This is a genomic window from Leucobacter insecticola (assembly GCF_011382965.1).
Classification (GTDB): domain Bacteria; phylum Actinomycetota; class Actinomycetes; order Actinomycetales; family Microbacteriaceae; genus Leucobacter; species Leucobacter insecticola.
The window spans coordinates 2,424,605-2,444,101 of the sequence record NZ_CP049934.1; the positions used below are offsets into that span (position 1 = coordinate 2,424,605).

At 64.2% G+C, this 19,497-nt stretch carries 15 protein-coding genes and 2 pseudogenes; 6 read left to right on the forward strand and 11 right to left on the reverse strand.

Going from position 1 to position 19,497, the window contains the following annotated elements; translation table 11 throughout:
* Positions 1-17: 17 nt before the first annotated feature.
* A complete protein-coding gene (locus tag G7067_RS11275) occupies positions 18-854 on the reverse strand; it encodes an aldo/keto reductase (RefSeq protein ID WP_166324375.1) in 837 nt (278 codons plus the stop codon).
* A 97-nt stretch (positions 855-951) separates the two neighbouring features.
* On the opposite strand from G7067_RS11275, the pseudogene hrpA reads away from it, so the two are divergent.
* Positions 952-4,901: pseudogene (gene hrpA, locus G7067_RS11280) on the forward strand (ATP-dependent RNA helicase HrpA).
* Positions 4,902-5,010: 109 nt separating this feature from the next.
* Here the strand turns inward: hrpA and G7067_RS11285 are convergent.
* Entirely contained in the window at positions 5,011-6,012 is a 1,002-nt protein-coding gene (locus G7067_RS11285) for a type IV toxin-antitoxin system AbiEi family antitoxin domain-containing protein (RefSeq protein WP_205881136.1), read from the reverse strand.
* Between the two features lie 234 nt (positions 6,013-6,246).
* Entirely contained in the window at positions 6,247-6,747 is a 501-nt protein-coding gene (locus G7067_RS11290; RefSeq protein ID WP_244301099.1) for a YflT domain-containing protein, read from the reverse strand.
* 148 nt (positions 6,748-6,895) lie between these two features.
* Between G7067_RS11290 and G7067_RS11295 the strand changes: the two genes are divergently transcribed.
* From G7067_RS11295 to G7067_RS11305, 3 genes and pseudogenes are all read left to right on the forward strand, one after another.
* Complete coding sequence (locus tag G7067_RS11295) at positions 6,896-8,137, forward strand: magnesium transporter MgtE N-terminal domain-containing protein (protein WP_166324381.1); 1,242 nt, start codon at positions 6,896-6,898, stop codon at positions 8,135-8,137.
* On the forward strand, positions 8,134-8,646 hold the full coding sequence (locus tag G7067_RS11300) for a DUF1003 domain-containing protein (protein ID WP_166324384.1): 513 nt from the start codon (positions 8,134-8,136) through the stop codon (positions 8,644-8,646). Before G7067_RS11295 ends, G7067_RS11300 begins: the two co-directional genes overlap by 4 nt.
* A pseudogene (locus tag G7067_RS11305) lies at positions 8,643-9,813 on the forward strand (P-loop NTPase). Before G7067_RS11300 ends, G7067_RS11305 begins: the two are co-directional and overlap by 4 nt.
* Here G7067_RS11305 and G7067_RS14705 read toward each other — a convergent pair.
* The 3 genes from G7067_RS14705 to G7067_RS11320 all read right to left on the reverse strand — a co-directional run bounded on the left by G7067_RS14705 (position 9,725) and on the right by G7067_RS11320 (position 11,985).
* Positions 9,725-10,246, reverse strand: coding sequence for an EAL domain-containing protein (locus G7067_RS14705; protein ID WP_166324387.1), 522 nt, complete (start codon positions 10,244-10,246; stop codon positions 9,725-9,727). The pseudogene G7067_RS11305 and the gene G7067_RS14705 sit on opposite strands and share 89 nt — an antisense overlap.
* On the reverse strand, positions 10,243-11,535 hold the full coding sequence (locus tag G7067_RS11315; RefSeq protein ID WP_166324390.1) for an EAL domain-containing protein: 1,293 nt from the start codon (positions 11,533-11,535) through the stop codon (positions 10,243-10,245). The genes G7067_RS14705 and G7067_RS11315 overlap by 4 nt, the downstream gene beginning before the upstream one ends.
* 66 nt (positions 11,536-11,601) lie before the next feature.
* Positions 11,602-11,985 carry a twin-arginine translocase TatA/TatE family subunit gene (locus tag G7067_RS11320; RefSeq protein WP_166324393.1) on the reverse strand — a complete coding sequence of 128 codons (384 nt, stop codon included), beginning with the start codon at positions 11,983-11,985 and terminating at the stop codon, positions 11,602-11,604.
* Positions 11,986-12,156: 171 nt separating this feature from the next.
* Here G7067_RS11320 and G7067_RS11325 point away from each other — a divergent pair, with 171 nt between their 5' ends.
* The gene (locus G7067_RS11325) at positions 12,157-12,789 is read left to right on the forward strand and encodes an O-methyltransferase (RefSeq protein ID WP_166324396.1); all 633 of its coding nucleotides are present in this window, start codon (positions 12,157-12,159) and stop codon (positions 12,787-12,789) included.
* 131 nt (positions 12,790-12,920) lie between these two features.
* Here G7067_RS11325 and G7067_RS11330 read toward each other — a convergent pair whose 3' ends face one another.
* Positions 12,921-13,091, reverse strand: a complete 171-nt coding sequence (locus G7067_RS11330; protein WP_166324399.1) for a DUF3117 domain-containing protein — start codon at positions 13,089-13,091, stop codon at positions 12,921-12,923.
* 84 nt (positions 13,092-13,175) lie between these two features.
* Positions 13,176-14,282 carry a succinyl-diaminopimelate desuccinylase gene (gene dapE, locus G7067_RS11335; protein ID WP_166324402.1) on the reverse strand — a complete coding sequence of 369 codons (1,107 nt, stop codon included), beginning with the start codon at positions 14,280-14,282 and terminating at the stop codon, positions 13,176-13,178.
* Positions 14,283-14,327: 45 nt separating this feature from the next.
* On the opposite strand from dapE, the gene dapD reads away from it, so the two are divergent.
* Entirely contained in the window at positions 14,328-15,299 is a 972-nt protein-coding gene (dapD, locus tag G7067_RS11340; RefSeq protein WP_166324405.1) for a 2,3,4,5-tetrahydropyridine-2,6-dicarboxylate N-succinyltransferase, read from the forward strand.
* 474 nt (positions 15,300-15,773) lie between these two features.
* Here the strand turns inward: dapD and G7067_RS11345 are convergent, their stop codons facing one another.
* The 3 genes from G7067_RS11345 to G7067_RS11355 are packed head-to-tail and all read right to left on the reverse strand — an operon-like array spanning position 15,774 to position 19,475.
* Positions 15,774-17,408 (reverse strand): transporter, encoded by a 1,635-nt coding sequence (locus G7067_RS11345; protein WP_166324408.1) that lies wholly within the window; start codon positions 17,406-17,408, stop codon positions 15,774-15,776.
* Positions 17,390-18,151, reverse strand: coding sequence for an ABC transporter ATP-binding protein (locus G7067_RS11350; RefSeq protein ID WP_166324411.1), 762 nt, complete (start codon positions 18,149-18,151; stop codon positions 17,390-17,392). The genes G7067_RS11345 and G7067_RS11350 overlap by 19 nt, the downstream gene beginning before the upstream one ends.
* Positions 18,152-18,176: 25 nt before the next feature.
* Positions 18,177-19,475 (reverse strand): citrate synthase, encoded by a 1,299-nt coding sequence (locus G7067_RS11355; RefSeq protein ID WP_166324414.1) that lies wholly within the window; start codon positions 19,473-19,475, stop codon positions 18,177-18,179.
* Between the last annotated feature and the right edge of the window lie 22 nt (positions 19,476-19,497).

Consider the following 19,497-nt stretch of genomic DNA (forward strand, 5'->3'; position numbering starts at 1 on the left):
GCCGGATCCTGAGCGTGCTAGCGACGGTTGAAGGTGCTCGGATCCGGCCCGAAATTGTGCTGCTCATCAAGGCCATCGATCGCGGCCATCTCGGCTGCCGAGAGGTCGAAATCAAGAATGTCTGCGTTCTCGATCATGCGTTCGCGGCGCGTGGTCTTCGGGAAAATGATGGTGTCGTGCTGCAGGTGCCAGCGCAGGATCACCTGAGCCGGGCTCTTGCCGTGGGTGGCAGCGGCCGCGACAATCTCGGGGCGTTCAAAGAGGTCGCTCTTGCCCTGCGCGAGAGGACCCCAGGCTTCGATCGCGATGCCGTGCTCGCGGCAGAACTCGCGCAGCGCGCGGCGCTGGTTCAGCGGGTGCAGCTCGATCTGGTTGATGGCGGGGACCACGCCGGTCTCGTCGAGCAGCTGCTGCAGGTGCGGGATCTCGAAGTTCGAAACACCGATGGAGGTGGCGCGGCCGGTCTCAGCGATCTCGATGAGCCCCTTCCACGCGCCAAGCGCGGTACCGAACTCGGGGATCGGCCAGTGCACGAGGTACAGGTCGACCGTTTCAAGGCCGAGGCGATCCATGCTCGCGTTGAAGGCTCCGTGCGGATCCTCCTGATCGGAGTTCCACAGCTTCGTGGTGATGAACAGTTCCTCGCGCGGGATCCCACTCTTCGCAATCGCCGCGCCAACCTCGGCCTCATTGTCGTAGATGCGCGCGGTGTCAATGTGACGGTAACCCACCTCAAGCGCTTCGGTGACGATCCGCTCGGTTTCTCCCGGTTCGACGAGGAAGACACCGAGCCCAAGCTGCGGGATCTGCTTTCCGTCGTTCATGGTGATGTTCGGGATCGGCAATGCGGTCATGGTTCCCCTTGGTTTCGGAAGACTTGTCTTCGCCCAGTCTATTCCCTGTCCTGAGACGCCCCGCTATTGGGGACGCGACTGCGATAATGGCTAGGTCATGTCCCAGCACCCAGCCCCCGCACCCCGCATCGAGTTCCCGGAGGAACTGCCCGTCTCACAGATGCGGGAAGAGATCGCCGACGCGATTCGGGATCACCAGGTCGTGATCGTCGCGGGCGAAACCGGCTCCGGCAAGACGACCCAGCTCCCCAAGATTGCACTCACGCTCGGCCGCGAGCGCATCGCGCACACGCAGCCGCGCAGGATCGCCGCCCGCACGATCGCTGAACGCATTGCCGACGAGCTCGGCTCCGAGATGGGTGGGCTCGTCGGCTACCAGGTCCGGTTCACGGACAAGGTTTCTGCCGACACCAAGATCCGACTGATGACCGACGGGATCCTGCTCAACGCGATCCACCGCGACCGCGACCTTACTGCCTATGACACGATCATTATCGATGAGGCGCACGAGCGCAGCCTGAACATCGACTTTCTGCTCGGCTATCTCAAGACGCTGCTCCCTCGCCGGCCAGACCTCAAGGTCATCATCACCTCGGCGACGATCGATCCGGAATCGTTTGCGAAACACTTCGCGGATCCGCGTACCAACGATCCCGCGCCCATCATTGAGGTATCGGGGCGCACCTACCCCGTTGAGATTCGGTATCGGCCGCTCGTGGAGGAGCACGAAACCGCGGACCCCAAAACTGGCGCGCCAAAGACCCGCAGGATCGAGCGCGACCTTTTCGAGGGAATCGGCGAGGCTGTCGACGAACTCGCGAAGGAAGCGCCCGGCGACGTCCTCGTGTTTCTTTCAGGCGAGGCCGAGATTCGTGATGCTGCTGACGTGCTCAACGGCAAGTTGCGAGCGTCCGCCCGCGCAGCGAGAACAGAGATTTTGCCGCTCTACGGTCGGCTCAGTTCCGCCGAGCAGCACCGCGTCTTCGAGCGCGGCGCACCCGGCACGAGACGCATCGTGCTCGCCACCAACGTTGCCGAAACATCGCTGACGGTGCCGGGCATCCGCTACGTCATCGACGCTGGCACTGCCCGCATCTCCCGGTACAGCGCGCGAAGCAAGGTGCAGCGGCTGCCCATCGAGGCAATCTCGCAGGCCAGCGCGAATCAGCGTTCGGGCCGCTCGGGTCGCACCAGCGACGGCATCGCGATCCGGCTCTACAGCGAAGAAGACTTTCAGAGCCGCCCGAGTACACCGAACCCGAGGTGCGGCGCACCGGGCTCGCCTCGGTCATTCTGCAGATGCTTGCGCTCGGGCTCGGTGACATCGCGAGATTCCCTTTCCTCACTCCTCCGGATCAGCGCGGGATCGCCGACGGCCTCGGGCTGCTGGCGGAGCTGGGCGCGGTGCGGATCGACAAACAGCGCGGGAAGAACGCAGAGCCGCGCATCACCAAGATCGGCCGCGAGCTTTCTCGCCTCCCGATCGAACCGCGGTTTGCCCGCATGGTGGTGGAGGCCCGCAGACACGAGGTGGTGCCGCAGGTTCTCGCGATCGTGGCGGGCCTGACCATTCAAGACGTGCGCGAGCGCCCGCAGGCCGAGCGTGGTCGGGCCGACGAACTGCACGCACGCTTCAATGATCCGCAGGGCGATCTGATGACCCTGCTGAATCTCTGGAACTATCTACAGGAGCAGCAGCGCGAGCTGTCTTCAAGCGCGTTCCGGCGGTTGTGCAAGAAAGAGTTTCTCAACTTTCTGCGCGTGCGCGAGTGGATGGATCTGTTCCGACAGATTTCGCGTATTGCCGACGGACCGAAGGCCAGCGTTGGAGCCACCGAGACAGGCGGATCCTTCGAGCTCATCCACCGCTCTGTGCTCGCGGGGCTCCTCTCGCAGCTCGGCGTGCGCGATGATCGTCAAGACCGCGGGGCACCGGGCCGCGCGGGCACCAACGCGCCCGGCGCGGGCAAGAGACGGGCCGCGCAGGAGTATGTCGGATCCCGCGGCACCCGCTTTGTGCTGTATCCCGGGTCGGTGCTCGCGAAGAAACCGCCCGAGGTAGTCATGAGCGTTGAGCTCGTTGAGACAAGCCGACTGTTTGCCCGCAGCAACGCGGTCGTTGATCCCGCGTGGGCTGAGGAGCTTGCCGGCCCGCTCGCGAAACGCCAGCTCAGCGAGCCACACTGGGAGAAGAAGCAGGGTGCAGCGGTCGCCTACGAACGGGTGACGCTCTACGGTGTCGCGATCGTGGATCGCCGCCGGGTGCAACTCGCGCGCACGGATCCCGAGCACGCCCGCGAACTGTTTATTCGGCACGCGCTGGTCGAGGGTGAGTGGGACTCGTCGCAGGCCTTTGATCGTGCCAATCGGCAGCTGCGCCGCGAGCTGGAACAGCTGGAAGAGCGCACCCGTCGCCGCGATATCGTCAGCGATGATGACGCGATCTTCGAGTTTTACGATGCCAGGATCCCGGCCGATGTTGCCTCCACCCGCAGCTTCGAGGGCTGGTGGAAGAAGACCCGGCTCACCCAGCCAAACCTCTTGACGCTGCGCCGCGAGGACCTGCTGGAAGACCAGGCCGAGCCGGTCGACGAAACCGAGTTTCCCAGGCAGTGGCGGCACGGTGACCAATCGCTGAAGCTGCGCTACCGGTTCGATCCGACGGCCGAAGACGACGGGGTGACGGTCAACGTGCCGCTGCCGCTGCTCCCCCGCCTCGACGGTTCCGATTTTGAGAAGCTGGTGCCGGGGCTCCGCGAGGAACTCGTCACCGCACTCATCAAGACGCTGCCAAAAGCGATTCGCAAGCATGTGGTGCCGGCCGCGGATTGGGCGCGGAAGCTCCTCACCACGGTGGGGCCGAAGCTCGATGAGGACCGCCGGTTGAGCGAGCGAAGCGAGTCGAAACCCGATCCAGCCCCGTCCCTCACGGCCCTGCTCGCCGCCGAGATACGGCGCGCCACAAGCATGCCGGTCGCGCCCACGGACTTTGATACCGAGCGTCTGCCCGCCCATCTGACCCCGACGTTCCGGGTGATCGACGGGCGCGGACGCACCATTGGCACGGGCAAGAATCTCAGCGAACTGCAAACCGCGCACAGGGCCGAGGCGACGAAGGGGGTCGCGAGAGTCGCGGCCTCGGCGCTGCCAAAGAGCGAACTCGAGCAGAAGGGCGCGACGAGCTGGGCGTTCGGCGATCTGCCGCGCCATGTCGATACGGCGTACGCGAAGGGTCGCGCGAGCGGGGCCGGGGTCGTGCGGGCGTATCCTGCGATCGTGGATCGCCGCACGAGTGTCGACCTGGCGCTCGTCGCTGACGCGGCTGAGCAGGCGCGGGTGTCGCGGCGCGGGATCCGCAGACTTGTGGCGCTGAGTTCCCCCTCGCCCGCGAGCTATATTCGGGATCACCTCTCGAACCAGGAAAAGCTGCTGCTCGGGGCAGGCCCGTATCGCAGCCTGGATCTCGCGATCGCTGACGTGTCGCTAGCGGTGGCCGATCGTTTGATTCGCAGGCACGCCCCCGACGGGCTGGTGTGGAACGCCGAGGTGTTCCAGCGCATCACCGACGATTACGCACGATCCCTGATCGACGAAATCTACGGCGCGATCGCATTGACCGCACGGGTGCTCGACGGGGCGAGGCTCGCGCGGAAAGCGATTGACAGCGCGAAATCTCTGCAGGTACTCGGCCAGGTCACCGACGCTGCGGGGCAGGTTGATGGGCTCGTGTTTGACGGCTTTGTGTCGCGCACCGGGATCGCGCAGCTGGAACGGCTGCCCGTGTACCTTGAAGCGGTGCAGCTGCGCATGAAGGGGCTCACCGAGAACCCGGGCCGCGATCGCGCTTGGCAAAACGAGGTGGATCGGGTCGCGGCGCTCTATGCGGAGGCCGGGGGCACGATCCCGCTCGCCGAGGAGGCACCCGCGCACCTCGGTCGCGTCCGGTGGCTCATCGAAGAGCTCAGGATCAGTCTCTTCGCCCAGCATCTGCGCACCGCCGAGCCGGTCTCTGCGCAGCGGATCCAGAAGCTGCTGCGCGAGCGGTAGCGTTGGGCCGATCACTCGGCGCCCCGCCCCTTCCCTCGCCCCGCCCACCCGCCATCACTCCGCCGACCCGCCATCTCCATCGCGCAGATTCGATGGCGTCTCGCCGAGATCATACGGTCTCGGCGGCAACGGCCCTTGGGGCAGGGATCCTCGCGTCTCGCAGCCACCTGGTGAAGGTAGCTGGCGTGCGTAGCTCCGCATACCCCAGCCGATGTACTCGTTTGCGAGTCTTGTTTTCTATCCACTCCGCGCGTTTCTTTTCTCTGAAAACAACTTCTTCGGCGGTGAGTCCACCGCGAAACTCGGGCTCGGTGTATTTCTGTTTGCCGTCGACTTCGCAGAAAATACCGAGACCGAGGAGTTCAAGATCAATGTGATAGCGGTGGCCTCCGGGGGCAGGAACTTCCACTTGGCTGGCGACGGCATACCCGTGAGAAACGAATCTGAGCCGCGCGACGCTCTCTAGCGGCGAATCTGCGCTTCCGTCTGCAAGCCGTATCACGTTCGCAGCGCGACGTACGCCGCGCCCGCCCCGCTCACGCCCAAGTTGGTCGAGAAGCTCCTGCCTCCACACTTGCGCGGCGTCCGACATGCCCGCTCCGCGATCCACCGGGAACAGCAGACTCATTGCGGCATCGGCGCATGCAATTGCACGCTCCGGGGTGTCGAGTCGCGCGAGATCCAAGATGGTGCGCGGGAGACTCGTGCAATACACTCCGCCGATCTTCGCTACTTCCGCGTCCGAATAGTGCGCAACCCGGCGCACGACGGTCCGGGTGTTTGAGACGTTGACCGTGTGCGAGACGAGCGTTTGTGGCGGCGCAGCCCGAAACTCGTAAAGCGGGAGACCCCACAGCGCAGCCGCTGAATAGGACGAAAACAGACTCTCTGTGCGCATAGTTGTCGCGACAGCGAAAACCATCACCAGGTGGCGTTCTTCCGGAGTTAGGCTCTGAAGGGACTCGGCGACCACATACAGGCCTTTCGTGAGGCGTAGCAGAACACCATCACGCACCTGCCTTGCGATGCCACGCTCCTTGAGCCCAGACAGAAGCAGCTCACTCCTGGTCAGAATGAGCATTCGAAGTTCTTGGATATCGCGTCGGCGCACACACCAAATCTGCCGGAAGAACTCCACCAGGAACCAAAAATCTAGAATCTGTGGATAACACGATCTGCTCCGCCGCTGTGGACGGAGAACCCTTGACAGAAGCAAGCCCTACCGCCTGAGTCCCCTCGCCCCGCCCACCCGCCATCACTCCGCCGACCCGCCATCTCCATCGCGCGAACTCGATGGCGTCTCGCTGAGACCATACGGTCTCGGCGAGTAGAAGGCTAGGGGTGGCTAGTGGTGCGTGTGTGCGGTCAGAATCTGGCGGGCCTGGTGGATTAGATCAGGGTCTGTAATCAGGTCGTAGCGGGTGGCGACCATCTGCATCACCGAGGAGAAGTCGCGTCTATTGCGATTCATTCCGTACGACAGCACACCGAAGAGCATGCCGAACCCCGCACCGATCGCGATCGCCGCAACAAACACCCCGAGAATCGCCGCGTTGTCAGGCTGAAAGATGAAGAGCAGGAGACCGAGAAAGAGTCCGAGGTAGGCGCCGGAAAGCGCACCCATCAGCGCCACCCTGCCGTAGGTGAGGCGTCCCGTGACCCGTTCGACGCTGCGCAGGTCATTGCCGAGGATGCTGATCTGCTGCACCGGGAAACTCGCGCGCGCGAGCACATCAACGGCGTGTTTGGCATCCTCATAGCGGTCGTAGGTGGAGATAATCTCACCCGTCGGCAGTTCGGGCATCTGCATCTGCCGCCGGGGGGTACCAGGAGTCGGTGTGCTCATGCCTTGATTCTTCCACAGCCACGTTAAATCGCGGCGTGATCCTCGCCGATCCGTTTCAGCGCACGGCGAACGACACCCCGGCGGCAAGGTGGCACGGCCCCGGGCGATTCAACGGCGTGTCGTTCGTGAAGAGCGCTAGCGTAGTGGTGTGAGTACTTCGAGGGTCTTTGTCGGGCGTCTCGCCGGACGCGGAGTGTTTGATCCGGTCGGCGACAGAATCGGGAAGGTGCGCGACGTGTTGGTCGTGTACCGGGCCACGAGCTCGCCGCGCGTGGTCGGCTTGATCGTGGAGATTCCCGGAAAGCGCCGCGTCTTCGTGCCGATCAGCCGGGTGACCTCGATTGGTGCGGGGCAGGTGATCGTGACCGGCCTCATCAACATTCGGCGTTTCGAGCAACGCGGCGGCGAGACCCGCCTGATTGCGGAGATGGTGGGCCGCGAAGTCGAGATTCCAACCGCAACGAAGGCCACCATCGAAGACGCCGCCATTGAGCGCGCCCGCAGCGGTGAATGGCTGGTGTCGGAGGTGTTTGTGCGCCTGCCGAAACCGGCGGGACCGTTCAGCAAGGGTGACGCGCGGATCGTGCGCTGGTCGGAGGTGCGGCTACCAAGTAGCGACGGGGGGACGCAGTCCGCCGAGCTGCTCATTCAAACCCTGGTTGATCTGAAGCCCGCTGACCTCGCCGACGCCCTGCTCGAACTCCCCCAGCCGCGCATGCTGAAGGTAATCGAGGATCTCCCCGACGAGCGGGTCGCCGATGCTCTCGAAGAGATGACGGAGCAGGATCAGCTCGCCTTGCTCGCGCAGATCCCGCAGGATCGAACGGCGGATGTGCTGGACCGGATGGAGCCTGACGACGCCGCCGACCTGATTGCCGCGCTCCCCGCCGCAACCGGCGAGGAGCTGCTGGAGCTCATGGAGCCGGAGGAAGCGGAGGACGTGCGCCGCCTGCTCATTTACGACGGAGACACCGCGGGTGGTCTGATGAGCCCGTCCCCCATCGTGCTGGCCGCTGAGGCGAGCGTGGCCGAGGGGCTCGCGATGATCCGGCGCGCCGAGATCCCGCCGGCGATGGCCTCGGCGGTCTATGTCACTCATCCTCCCTACGAGACACCGACGGGGGAGTATCTTGGCATGGCGCATTTTCAGCGCATGCTGCGATTCCCTCCGCACGAACGACTCACGGCGCTGCTTGACACGGAAATCGAGCCGGTGCCCGCGAGCGCGAGCGCCGCAGAGGTGTCACGTCGACTCGCGAGCTACGACCTGGTCGCGATGCCTGTTGTTGACGAACAAAATCGGCTCGTCGGTGTGGTCACCGTCGATGACGTGCTCGATCATCTCCTCCCCGACGACTGGCGTCACGCCGATGCGGAGGTTGCTCAGTGAGATTCTTCAAGCGCACTCCCGGCCTCGACGCCCCCCGCGCCGTCAGCACACGATCATCACGCGCGAGCGGCGGATCGCGCAACGAGCGCTTTGGCCGCTGGACTGAGAGCATCGCGCGAGGCATGGGAACCCCGTGGTTCCTACTGATCCTGACAGTCACCTGCCTCGCGTGGCTCGCGTGGAACTCCTACGGTCCTGAGGAGTTCCGCTTCGACTCGGCGGCGCTCGGCTTCACCGCACTCACACTCATACTCTCACTGCAGGCGTCGTACGCGGCGCCGATGATCCTGCTCGCACAAAACCGGCAAGACGACCGCGAACGCGTGCAGATCGAGCAGGATCGGCAGCGCGCCGAGCGCAACCTCGCCGACACCGAGTTTCTTGCCCGTGAGGTGGTGGCGCTGCGGCTCGCAATGAAAGAGCTGCCAGATCGCGAGTTTGTGCGGGCCGAACTACGCGCTCTGCTCGCCGAACTCGAAACAGAGAAGGCGGGTGAATCCGAGCAGTGAGCGACATCGCAGGCGCGGTCTGGGCGGAGCTTGCGCGAGTGCGCGATCCCGAGATTCTGCGTCCGATCACAGATCTCGGCATGGTGCAGAGCGTTGAGGTGGACGACGCGGGGCGCGCAACGGTCTCGGTGCTTCTCACCATTGCGGGCTGCCCGGCGGCGCGCAAAATCGAGGCGGAGGCTCGCCAGGCCGTCGCTGCGGCGGCGGGCGTGACCGAGGCGAACGTTGTGATTGGAGTGATGTCGCCGAGTGAACGGCAGGCCTTCATCGAGCGGGTACGCGGCGAGCGCGGATCTCGGCCCCAACAGTTCGGCCCTGATTCCCTCACCCGCGTGATCACCGTCACCAGCGGTAAGGGGGTGTCGGTAAATCTTCGCTCACCGCCGGACTGGCGGTGGCTCTCGCAGAGGCCGGCCTGGCAGTGGGGCTCGTCGACGCGGACGTGTTCGGGTTTTCGATCCCCGGCATCATGGGGCTGAGCCGCGATGGTGTCACTTCCCAGCCCACCCGCGTGGGTGACATGATCCTGCCGCCCGTTGCGCACGGCGTGAAGGTGATCTCCATCGGCATGTTCTTGGGGATCAGGATCCCCGCACCACCGCGGTGTCGTGGCGTGGCCCGATGCTGCACCGCACAATCGAACAGTTCTTGCGGGATGTGTGGTTTGGCGATCTCGACATTCTGCTGCTGGATCTGCCGCCGGGCACGGGCGACATTGCGATCAGTGTGGGGCAGTTGCTGCCCCAGGCCGAAGTGTTGGTAGTCACCACACCGCAGGAGGCTGCGGCGGACGTAGCCGTGCGAAGCGCGCTCGTGGCCAGGCAAACCGGCCAGCGTGTCATCGGCGTGATCGAAAACATGTCGGGGATGCTGCAGGCGGATGGATCCGTCATCGATGTGTTCGGATCGGGCGGCGGTCAGTTGGTCGCGGAGAGGCTGAGCAGCCCGGAGCACGGTGCGGTTCCCCTTCTCGGCAGCGTGCCCCTCAGCCCTGACTTTCGCGTCAAGGGAGACAGTGGTGACCCCGCGGTTCTTGCAGCCCCGGAAGATCCGGCAGCCGCCGAGATTATTCGGATCGCTACTGCGGTCTCGGGGCTGGGCCGCGGGTTGGCGGGGCGTCCGCTGGGCGTGAGCGTGAAACCTCCTGGATCGGGCGCGGGCGACTAAAGAGGTACCCCTGGAACGCATCAACGCCGAGACTCAGCAGAACCTGGAACTGTTCCTCGGTCTCGACTCCCTCGGCGACCACGTTCAGATCAAAGGTTCGCGCGAGCTGCACGATCGTCGCTACCACTGATCTGGCCTGGGTGTCTTCCACGATCGCATCAACAAAGGACTGGTCGATCTTGAGCTGCTGCACCGGCAGTTCACGCAGGTAACTGAGCGAGGAGTACCCCGTGCCAAAATCGTCGAGGGAGGACAGCACGCCGTCTGCGCCCAGCATCTTCAGAAGACGAACGGTCCGATCGAGATTCGTGTGCAGCACGCTCTCGGTCAGTTCGATTCTCAGTTTGCCGGCGGGCACGCCGTACAGCGCAATGATGGCGCGCACGGTCTCACCAAAATTGCGCACGCGAATCTGACGCTCGCTGAGGTTCACCGACAGGGTGAGGTGCTGGGTCGCAGGATCACGCCCCAGGCAGCCAGTTGCGCACAAGCCTGATGGAGCACCCACTCACCGATCTCGATGATCATGCCGGTCTGTTCGGCGAGCGGAATGAACTCGTCGGGCGGCACGAGCCCACGTTCGGGGTTCATCCAGCGCAGAAGTACTTCTTCCCCCAGCACCCGCCGTTCCCGGTCAACGATCGGCTGCGAGAACAATCGCAGCTCGTCTCGCTCGATGCCCAGGCGCAGCTGAGCCACAAGCTGCACCCGCTCCCTTGCCTCTTCGATCATGTGCTGCTCAAAAAACCGCAGCCTGCGAGCGCCGCCACTCTGCCTGGCGCGCTTTCTCGCCACCTCTGAACTCATCACCACTTCGGAGGGATCCTCGGCATTGACGAAGGATCCGGGCCGGTATCCGGGAGTGTGCGTGTCTTCGTTCACGGTCGCCACGCTCGGGGTCAGAGCCGCATCCGCCCAGAGCACACACCCGACGCTCACCGAGCCGTCAATCACGATCCCGGCCCCCAGATCAAGCGGCTCGCTGAGTTTCGCTACGACTTGTTCTGCGACAGCAAGGGATCGAATCACCGCAGACTGTTCATCGCCCAGGTCCACAAGGAACAAACCAAACACCCCCGCGCCCAGCCGCGCAATGGCGTGAAGCGGTCCAGCGAGATCCTGCAACCGCGCCGTTGCCTCCCGTAGAAGCTGTTCGCCGGTCTCAATCCCGAAGGCATCATTGACGGCAGAAAGCTCGTCGATACTCACAGAAAGAAACGCACAGAATCCGCCTTTGCGCTTTTCTGCGGCCTTCGCCATCGTCTGCAGCATCGACATACGATTGGGCAATCTCGTCACAGAATCGACGTAGGCAAGCTGTTTCACTCGTTCCTGCGCGAGGTGGCGTTCGGTCGCTTCAGAGCGAATCGAAATGTAGCGATCCGGTGTGCCGCTCTCGTCAAGGATCGGCACAATGAGCGTTTCAAGCCAATAGTAGCTTCCGTCCTTCGCGCGGTTGCACAGCAGCCCGCGCCAGTGGTTGCCGCTGCGAATAGTGCTCCACAGCTCGGCGTACAGTTCGGGGTCGTGAAGCCCGGAACTCACCAGCTTGTGTGTCTGGCCAACAAGTTCTTCGCGAGAGTACTTCGCCAACTCGCAGAATCGATCGTTCGCGTAGGTGATCACGCCGTGTCTGTCCGTGATCGTCACGACGGTGTAGGTGTCGAGGGCATACAAGATGTCATCGAGAATCTCGCGCGGTACTCCCCATTTGCTATGCATCTCACCGCTCTCTATCGATTCGGTTGGATCCGCCCCTGAATCACGCCTATAGGTCTATGCCGGTGCCTACGTCGCTTCTTCATCAAAGGCGAGCGTTCCAGAAGTTTCGGACGCTGCGACCGAAGCCACACCCGACGCAACCGTCGCCGCAGTGCCCGGGCTTCGCGCGGCGCGCCTGGCTGCGATCTGAGCCTCGCGCTGATCCTCCAATAGGGCGTCGCGAATGATCCTGCGCGGATCGTATTGACGCGGGTCAAGCTGCCGCCAATCGACATCGTCGAACTCCGGACCCATCTCTTCCTTGAGACGGTCTTTTGCGCCCTCCGACATACGTTTGAGGCTGCGCACCAGCTCGCCGAGCTTCTTTGCGTACGCGGGCAGCCGGTCAGGGCCAACGACAAACATGGCGATCACCATGATCACCAGAATCTTGTCTATCGTCAGGCCCACAACGTCTATCGTAGTCGCCACGAGTGATATTTCGGCTGCGCTCCGCGCGATTTACTTGGCTTCACGCGTGTAAGCCAGCTTCCACCGGCACTGAGCCGTACGCTAGTCACAGTCGTGCGCGTTACCTGCGGATCCCCGCAAAACATGTCGCAACAACCCACGGAGGAGATCGTGAGCAAGCTCGAACGCAATTGGCAGTACGCCGAACAGTATCCGGGCGAAACTGAAGCGCAGATGCGGGCACGCAGGCTCTCACTCGAGCTCGGGATCGAGCCGGTGAGCCGGTCCACCGCGGCGCATCTCTCGGGGGTGGCAGCACTCAGCCGCGCCCGCGCAATCTGCGAGATCGGCACTGGGGTCGGGGTGAGTGGACTCTCGCTGCTGCGCTACGACAACGAGGCGACCCTCACATCAATCGAGATCGAGCCGGAGCACCTGCGTGAGGCCCGCACCGTATTTGCCGATGCCGGGATCCAATCCTCCCGGCTGCGCCTCATCGAGGGCGACGCGCTCCACGTCATGCCCCGCCTCAACCTCGCCGCCTATGACCTGGTGGTACTCGACGCGAACCCTACCGAGTTGCTCGACTATTTCGAGCACGCTCTTACCATCGTTCGGCCCGGCGGCTGCGTGGTGGTGCCCGGAGCATTCTCACACGGCCGAGTGCCGGATCCCGCAGCCCGCGATGAGGCAACCCAGGCACTCCGCGATCTCCTCGCTCTTGTTGCCGACTCCCCCGCGATCGCCTCGATGCTTTCGCCCGCCGGCGACGGCGTCCTCACCCTGGTACGGCAGGCCGGCTAGGGTCTCTGGGTTTCCGGGTCTCCGGGTCTCCGGTCCAGGGTTCCCATGCGCCACCCGCCAAAGAGTGAAGCCGTATTGACGGTTGGGATCACACCAACCGCCAATACGGCTTCACATTTTTTGGGAGCGTCTTAGCGATCGAGCACGGCCGCGAGCACGTCTCGCAGCTCGCCAGCTTCTTGGTCGTTCACAGATACAACCAGGCGTCCTCCGCCCTCAAGCGGGACACGCACAACGATCACCCGGCCTTCACGCACCGCTTCCATGGGTCCATCCCCAGTCCTCGGTTTCATTGCAGCCATGGCGCCTCCTCGCAAGTTTGTTCAATCTCTTCTATTATCCGCTAGCGCCATGGTTCGGCGAAATCGTGCCCAGCTTGCGCGGCACTAAGAGGTGGCTGTGAGCCAGTCTCGAAGTGACCTCATACTCGCCTCAATCTGCCGGATCGGCACCCGCTCGTCGTCGGCGTGCGCGAGAAGCGGGTTGCCCGGCCCAAAATTCACGGCGGGGATCCCGAGCGCCGAAAACCTAGCGACATCGGTCCAACCGAGTTTTGCGGTGGGCGTCTCCCCCACCGCCGCTACAAACCCCTGCGCGAGAGGATCGTCGAGCCCCGGCCGTGCACCCGCGGCGAGATCCACGATCTCAACCTCGTCCGCACCCGCGAAGAACTCACGCACATACGCGATCGCTTCCTCCGCTGAACGGCTCGGCGCGAAGCGGTAGTTCACATCGAAACTCACGTGATCCGGGATCACATTGCCTGCGACACCACCCTCGATCCTCACGGCATTCAGCCCTTCGCGATACTCAAGGCCATCGACTGTGATGCGTTCCGGGGTGAAAACGTCGAGCTTGGCGAGCAGCGCGCCTGCGCGGTGGATCGCATTCTCCCCCATCCAACTGCGCGCGGAGTGGGCGCGCTTGCCGCGCATCGTCACCCGGGCGCGCAGCGTGCCGTTGCAGCCGCCCTCAATGGTGCCGTTCGAGGGTTCACCGAGGATCGCGAAGTCCGCGCCAAACAGCTCCGGGTGGTTTCGCATGGCGCGCCCGAGTCCGCTGAGCTCCGAGGCGACTTCTTCGTGGTCGTACCAGATCCAGGTGAGGTCGACAGCGGGTTGCGTCAACTCGACGGCGAGCGCGAGCTGTACCGCCACGCCCGCCTTCATGTCAACGGTTCCCCGCCCCCAGATGACCGCGTCGCCGGTCTCGGGGTCTGTCTCGTTTCGCACCGGGAGGTTCTCATTGATCGGCACGGTGTCGAGGTGGCCCGCAAGGGCGACTCTGCGATCCCGGCCCAGTTCCGTGCGGGCGATGAGCGTGTCACCGTCGCGGGTCACCGTGAGGTGTGGCGCGTGATCCCGAAGCACAGCCTCGACCGCGTCGGCAATGCCGCGTTCATCCCCCGACACTGAAGCAATATTACAGAGCTGCCTGGTCAGTTCGACGGGGCCGGCTACGGGGTTCAGAAGGTTGCTCGCACTCGAAGTCACGGGTTCAAGCCTATCTTCTCGATTCGGGCCGATACGATGGGAGCCATGACTGAATCACGTTTTGCCTGGTCTGCAGGGCTCGCAACCGTTACTTCACTCGACTCCCTGGCGCCGGGCACCACCCTCGATGCGTGGTTCCCAGCACCAGCGCTCGGCAAACGCCCGGAGGATCGCGATCCGTGGATCGCCCCGGCAGAACTCGCCGGCCTCACCGGCACCGATGAGGCTCGCAGCGTTGAACTCCGTTTCATCAACATCGAGATCGATCTTGATGCGGCGCCGGCGAGCACCGAAGACGCGTATCTTCGCTTGCACCTGCTGTCACACTGCCTGGTGGCGCCCAACTCGATCAACCTCGACGGGATCTTCGGCAAGCTTCCCAACGTCGCCTGGACGACAGCGGGTCCCATGCTGCCCGAGGATTATGCGGCGCAGCTGCCGATACTCAAGCGGGCCGGGATCAGCTCCGTCGGCCTGGACAAGTTCCCGCGCCTCACCGACTATGTTGTGCCCCAGGGAGTGCGTATCGCCGATGCCTCGCGGGTGCGCCTCGGTGCGCATCTCGCCCCGGGCACCACCGTGATGCACGAGGGCTTTGTGAACTTCAACGCCGGTACCCTCGGCGCTTCGATGGTTGAGGGCCGGATCTCGCAGGGTGTCGTCGTGGGCGACGGCTCAGACATTGGCGGCGGTGCGTCGATCATGGGGACGCTCTCTGGCGGGGGCACACAACGAATCTCGATCGGTGAGCGGGCACTGCTCGGCGCAAACTCCGGGATCGGAATCTCGATTGGCGACGATAGCGTCGTGGAGGCGGGTCTGTACGTGACGGCCGGCACGAAGGTGCTGCTGCCGCGCGGGACGAGCGAGTCCGGCGGCGAGCCCGTAGAGGTGAAGGCCGTTGAGCTTTCCGGTGTGCCGAAGCTGCTGTTCCGCCGTAACTCGCGCAGCGGCGCCGTCGAGGTGCTGCCCCGCGAGGGATCCGGCATCGTGCTCAACGCGGCGTTGCACGCCTAGTCTCAGCCCGCCCCGGGCTCACTCGCCCCACCCCCGGACTCACTTTCCCGACCCTGGGCTCACTTTCCCGCCCTACCCCCGGGCTCACTTTCCCGACCCTGCGCTCACTCGCCCGACCCTGCGCTCACTTTCCCCACGCCCTCGTGCTGTGTGCGCACCTTGTCGTTATTCGCGGCGATAAGCACAACTTGCGCACACACCACGACCGCCAGAAATTGTGACGCGAGTAGCGTGTGCGCAAGTGGCTGTTATCTGGCCTCATTAGAACTATCTGCGCACACACCACGCCCCAAGGAAATGCGGCAGGAAGGTAGCGTGTGCGCAAGTGGCTGTTATCTGGCCTCATAAGAACAATCTGCGCACACGGTGGCTTGGGGTGACTCGGGGGGTCGGGATCCGGGCCGGGCCGGGGCGGCCCGGCGGGATCCGGGCCGGATCCGCGCCAGGGGCCCCGGGCCGGGGGCCCTGGGCGTACTAGCCCTGGGCGACGACGCGGGCGTACAGCTCGGGAGCGCGGCGGTCGTAGATCGCGGCACCCCAGCGGACCCCGATCGTGAACACCACAGCACCGGTGATGACACCGACCGCGAGGGTCGTCCAGGCGAGCCACGCTTCTCCCGTGATCCCCGCCGCGATCGAAAACCCGATGGCGGGCAGCGACAGCACAGTGAGCGAGCCGTATGAACCGGCCATGCCGACCATACTGAGCATCCCCGCGCCGGGTTTCGAGATGAAAGGACTCTCCCCCGACTGTGGCACCGGCATCACAAACAGTGCCGAGCACACACTCGCAACGCCGAAGCCGCCGAGGGTCACGGACGCGGTCAGCCCGAGCAGGGTCGGCAACTGGTCGAAGCGTCCGACAATGGCCGTCGTGGCCACGGCGACTAGCAAGATCAAGGGCACGGCGAGGAGCGCATTCGACCAGATGCGACCGAGCCGGTCGTCAATGCCGCGCACCCCTCGCAGCAGATGCGTGCTAAACGCCGTACCATCGTAGGAGACATCGGTGAAGGTGCTCAGCGAGAGCAGCACCGCCACCATCACGGTGGAACCGGGGAGCAGGATCGGTGTGGCGCTGTTTACCGCGACAAACCCGAATACCACCGGCATCACCAGCACCACGATGAGGCTTTGCAGGTAGCGCGGATCGCGCAGCCAGTACGTCAGGGTGCGCGCCGCAATCGCGCCGCGCGGGGTATCGGGGAAGCGTCCGAACCACCCCGTGCCGGCGCTGGCCTTTGCACGGGATCCTGCACCCACCACACCCACGGTCGCCTGCGAGATCGCGCGCCATCCCCAGCCCAGCAGCACCACCGTCGCGACGGCAATCACAAGCTTCAGGATCGCGGGCAGCCAGTCCCCCGCAGCGAGCTCGGCGGGCACTGCCCACACCGCGCCCAACGGACTCCAGGAAACCGCCTCGGCGATCGCGGGCAGACTCTCCACGAGGCTCATGACGCCGGACGTCACCCCGCTCATGATCGGTCCCAACAGGACGAGCATGAGCAGCAGCACACCCCAAATAACCTCGCGGAAGCGGCGGCTCGCAGCCACCCGCGACATCGCGGAGATGACGAGCTGACACGCAAGCACGCAGGTGATCGCGGCGAGCGGCGCGAGGACGAGCGCGGCAATCGCGGCCACCGCGGCGAGCGGCGACCGGATCCACGCCACCGCCGTCATCGCCGCGACGAGAAGCGTGACGATGCCCGGGATCCCGGCGAGGCTTGCCGCAGCAAGACCCGCAAGCCGGACACTCGGGGAGATCGGCAGTACGACCAGCTTTTCAGGGTCCAGCGTTCGGTCCATGCCCGATGCGAAGATCGGGCCGACCATCCACCCGAGCACTAGCGCCGCGCCCCCGAGCACCAGGACCGTCGTGACGATCTCGGGATCGGCGAAACTCAATCCAATAAGACCGAGCGCCACGGACACCAGCACACCGAGTCCATAGACGGCACCGATGATGGCGCCCACCATCTGCCAGGGGTGGCGTCGCAGCACGTTCCGCATCACTGCAAAGCGCAGTCGCACCAGCACTCGAATGCGCGCGAGCGCTCCCGAGCGCGCCGTCACTTCAGCGGAGCCTAGGAATGATTCAGCCACGTTGGCCCCTCGAGGTGCTGGCGCCCACCCACGAGCTCGACAAAGCGGTCTTCGAGCGTTGACTCGCCGCGCACCTCGTCAACCGTTCCCGCCACCAGCAGCCGGCCTTCTGCTACCACGGCGACGTGATCGCACATCCGCTGCACCAGGTCCATCGAGTGGCTCGACACGACGACGGTGCCACCGCCGCGCACAAACCCCTCAAGGATGTCGCGGATGTTTGCCGCGGATACCGGGTCCACCGCTTCAAACGGCTCGTCAAGCACGAGCAGTCTGGGCGCGTGGACGAGCGCGCACGCCAGCGCGATCTTCTTCGTCATGCCGGCTGAATAGTCAACGACGAGCGTGTTTCGCGCCTCCACCAGGTCGAGCATCGTCAAGAGATCCGTGCAGCGCTGCGCCACTATTTCGGCCCCCAGCCCGCTGAGGAGACCGGTGTAGGTGATGAGTTGCTCGCCGGTCAGCCGGTCAAACAGTTTGACGCCGTCCGCGAGCACCCCAACCAGCTCTTTCGCCGCGGTGGGCTGCTGCCACACATCAATACCGGCGATCAGCGCGTGGCCTGCGTCGGGACGCAGGAGCCCCGTCGCCATAGAGAGGGTGGTCGTCTTGCCAGCACCGTTCGGGCCGACGATCCCGTAGCAGGATCCCACCGGGATCGCGAGCGAGATGCCCTCGACTGCAGTCTTGTCGCCGAACCGCTTCATCAGTCCACGGAATTCCAGTGCGGGCGTCGCGTGCATGCGGCGAAGGCTCCTTCGGGGTACGTTAGCGGTTCAGGTGGCGCTCGGGGCTGCCGATGTAGAGCTGCTGCGGGCGGCCGATCTTGGTCTGCGGATCCTCCCGGGCCTCACGCCACTGCGCGATCCAGCCGGGCAAACGGCCGATCGCAAACAGCACCGTAAACATGCGCGTCGGGAATCCCATCGCCTTGTAAATCACTCCCGTGTAGAAGTCGACGTTGGGGTAGAGCTTACGCTCCTTGAAGTAGTCGTCTTCGAGCGCGATCTGCTCAAGCTCTTGCGCGAGGGCGAGCAGCGGATCGTTCACGCCGAGTTCCTGCAGCACCTTCGCGGCACTGTCTTTCACGATGCGGGCGCGAGGATCGTAGTTCTTGTAGACGCGGTGCCCGAAGCCCATCAGCTTCACACCGTCTTCCTTGTTCTTCACCTTCTCCACGAAGGTTTCTACGCTCTGGCCGGAATCGCGGATCCCCGCGAGCATTTCAAGCACGGCCTCGTTGGCACCACCGTGGAGCGGGCCCGAGAGAGCGTTGATGCCGGCAGACACAGAGGAGAACATGTTCGCACCGGTCGAACCGACGAGCCGCACCGTTGAGGTTGAGGCATTCTGTTCGTGATCGGCGTGCAGGATCAGGAGCTTATCGAGCGCATCAACGAGTACCGGATTGAGGTTGTATTTCTCCGCCTTGTTGCCGAAGTTCAGCCGCAAGAAGTTCTCGACAAAGCTGAGGTTGTTGTCGGGGTAGAGGAAGGCCTGCCCGATCGTCTTCTTGTGCGCGTACGCCGCAAGAATCGGCAGCTTCGCAAGCAGACGAATCGTATTCACCTCGACAAACTCGGGCACCGCGGTATCAAGCGAGTTCTCGTAGTAGGTGGACATGGTCTGCAGGCCACCGGAAAGCACCGCCATCGGGTGAGCGGTGTGCGGCACACCCTCAAAGTAGTAGCGCATGTCTTCGTGCAGCAGGGTGTGGCGGCGGATCTCGTTGTCAAACTCTGACAGCTGATCGGGGGTCGGCAGCTCTCCATAAATGAGCAGGTAGGCGACCTCAAGAAAGGTCGATGCCTGAGCCAGTTCTTCGATCGGGTAACCGCGGTAGCGCAGGATCCCCTTGTCACCGTCAATGTAGGTGATCGCAGACTTGGTTGAAGAAGTATTTACGAAGCCGTAGTCGAGGGCCGTGTAACCGCTCTGCCGCGTCAGGGTAGTGATGTCAATCGCCGAGGTGCCGTCTACGGCTTGCAGAATCGGAAGCTCCGCACTGCCTCCGGGGTATGTCAGCTTCGCGGCTGCTGGCTGCTGGCCGTGAGTCGATTCAGTCACGTCATCTCCTCGTGGGATCTCT